Source organism: Salipiger marinus, from assembly GCF_035481585.1.
Lineage (GTDB): Bacteria > Pseudomonadota > Alphaproteobacteria > Rhodobacterales > Rhodobacteraceae > Salipiger > Salipiger marinus.
The window spans coordinates 1-2,424 of sequence record NZ_JAYKSL010000065.1; the positions used below are offsets into that span (position 1 = coordinate 1).

Consider the following 2,424-nt stretch of genomic DNA (forward strand, 5'->3'; position numbering starts at 1 on the left):
ATCCGACCACGGATGGCTGGCCGCTGCTCACGCCCGAAGGGCACTATCTGCTCACCCCCGGCGGCGCGCCGCTGCTGCTGTCGGCGCAATGGCTTTGCCTGTTCGGCGACAGCCTGCCCTCCGAGACGCTGCGCGGGGTGAGCTTTACCCTCTCCTTCGACATCTGGGTGATGCCATGAGGACCTTATCTCTCAATGCCCGCCGGGCGCGCGAGGGGCTGGCGCCGGGTGAGGTGGAGGTGCTGCTGATCGAGGTCACGCATCCCGATCTTGAGGCACCAATCCGGCTCAGCACCGATCCCACCGAACGGATCAGCACCGACCCGCTGGTCTATGGCACGCGGTCGGGCTGGCGCGGGGCCGATCCTGCCACCGAGCCGTTCCTGTTTGCACTGCTCTCGGCGGAGGTGCCGGGCGACATGGAGGAGGCGCCCGCCTCGGCGACGCTGGTGCTGGAGAATGTCGATCACGCCATCGCCGAGCTGCTGCGCAGCGTGACCAGCCGGGCGTCTGTGCATCTGGCGGTGGTGCTGGCCGCCAGCCCGGATGTGGTGGAGGCGGAGTTTCTGGACATGCAGCTGATCGCGGCGGAGGGCGATGCCGAAAGCATCCCGCTCACCATCTCGCGCCAGCCGATCGAAGAGGAGGGCTTTCCGATGCACCGCATGACCCGCGACCGCTTTCCGGGGATGTTCCGATGACCGGGCACTGGACGCAGAACTGGCTGGGCCTGCCCTGGGCGGCAGGCGGGCGGACGCGAGAGGGCTGCGACTGCTGGGGGCTGGTGCGGCTGGTCTATGGCGCCGAGCTGGGCATCGCTCTGCCGGGCTATGACGGCGTGGCGCCCTGCGCGGCGGAGCTCGCCGAGATCGATGCGCTGATCGCGGCGGGGTCGGGGGACTGGCACGCGATCGCGGATCCGGACCCGTTTGACGTGCTGCTGTTCCGGCGCGGGCGCTGGCGCAGCCATGTCGGGCTGCATGTCACGCGCGGGCGCATGCTGCATATGGACGAGGGCGGCTCGCAGCTCGCTGATCCCGACGGCCCGCTCTGGCGCAGCCGCTTTGTCGGGGCGTTCCGGCATCGGAGCCAAACATGAGCATTCCCGTTCTGTCCTTGCCGCTCCGGCAAAATCGTCCTGCGGTGCGCTTCCGACATGCGATGCGGGTGATCCGGACCCAGTCGCTCCGGCAAATCCGGGTCGCGGCCCGCATCCGGCACGGGGGGCAAGCATGAGCATTCCCGTTCTCACCGCCCCCTTGCTGGATCCGGGTGCGGCGCGTGAACGGCTGGAGCTGCCCGAGGGGCTGTCTCTGGCCGAGATCGTCACCCAGGCGCTGCCCGGGCTCCTGGCCGAAGACCGGAGCCAGCTGCGGGTGATGCTGGTCAGCCAGACCGGCGCCGCCGTCATCGAGCCGCGCTTCTGGCACGTCACCCGGCCCAAGGCAGGGGTGCAGGTGGTGATCCGGCTGGTGCCCGGCAAGGGCGGGGCGCGGTCGATCCTGCTGGCGGTGGTGGCGGTGGCGGCCCTGGCGCTGGCGCCTGCAGCGGCGGGGCTGATCGGGGTGACCAGCAAGTTCGGCGTGGCCATGGTCGGCATCGGCCTCAACCTGCTGGGGGCGGCGCTGGTCAATGCCATCGTGCCGCCGGTGGTGCCGGATCAGGACAGCCGCCGCAATCGCTATCTGGTCTCGGGCTGGGCCAACGAGCTGCGCCCCGGCGAGGCGCTGCCTTTCGTGCTGGGCCGCCTGCGCGTCGCCCCTGTGCATCTGGCCACTCCTTATATGTCGATCATTGGCGAGGATCAGTATGTCACGGCTCTGTTAAGCTGGGGTTACGGGCCGCTCTCCATCTCCGACATCCGCATCGGCGACACGCCGCTGGCGGAGNATTGGCGAGGATCAGTATGTCACGGCTCTGTTAAGCTGGGGTTACGGGCCGCTCTCCATCTCCGACATCCGCATCGGCGACACGCCGCTGGCGGAGTTCGACGAGGTGGAGACCGAGCTGCGCGAGGGCTGGCCCGGCGATGCGCCGGTCTCGCTTTATCCCGAGCAGGTGGTGGAGGATGGCGACGGGGTCGAGCTGGTGCGGCCCATGCCGCGCGATGATGCGGGCGAGATCATCGACGGGGCCGAGCCGATCGAGACACCGGTGGTGCGGGTCACCGCCAGCAACGCCATCCGCGCGAGCGTGATCCTGCATTTTCCCATGGGGGTCTACCGGCTCAACCGCGAGGGCGAGGTGCGCGAGTATGGCATCGCGATCCGCATCCGCCAGCGCCAGAGCAGCAGCGATCCCTGGGAAGAGGTGACCACGCTCAACATCCGCGCTCGCCGCGACGAGGCCTTCCAGCGCCAGTTCACCTGGGATCTGCCGCAGCGGGGCCGCTGGCAGGTGGAGATCACCCGGATGACCGGGGAAA

The 2,424-nt window shown here is 69.2% G+C and carries 3 protein-coding genes; all 3 read left to right on the forward strand.

Features of this window, described 5'->3' with window-relative positions; all coding sequences use genetic code 11:
- Positions 1-175 precede the first annotated feature (175 nt).
- Positions 176-700, forward strand: a complete 525-nt coding sequence (locus VK682_RS27075) for a hypothetical protein (RefSeq protein WP_324782974.1) — start codon at positions 176-178, stop codon at positions 698-700.
- Positions 697-1,098, forward strand: a complete 402-nt coding sequence (locus tag VK682_RS27080) for a C40 family peptidase (RefSeq protein ID WP_324782976.1) — start codon at positions 697-699, stop codon at positions 1,096-1,098. Before VK682_RS27075 ends, VK682_RS27080 begins: the two co-directional genes overlap by 4 nt.
- A 998-nt stretch (positions 1,099-2,096) precedes the next feature.
- On the forward strand, positions 2,097-2,424 hold a 328-nt coding region (gpJ, locus tag VK682_RS27085; protein WP_425262625.1), incomplete at its 3' end, for a TipJ family phage tail tip protein.

Excerpts from the sequence above, each read along its gene's own strand:
- VK682_RS27080 (WP_324782976.1), top strand. The coding sequence starts at position 697 with ATGACCGGGCACTGGACGCAGAACTGGCTGGGCCTGCCCTGGGCGGCA.
- VK682_RS27075 (WP_324782974.1), top strand. The coding sequence starts at position 176 with ATGAGGACCTTATCTCTCAATGCCCGCCGGGCGCGCGAGGGGCTGGCG.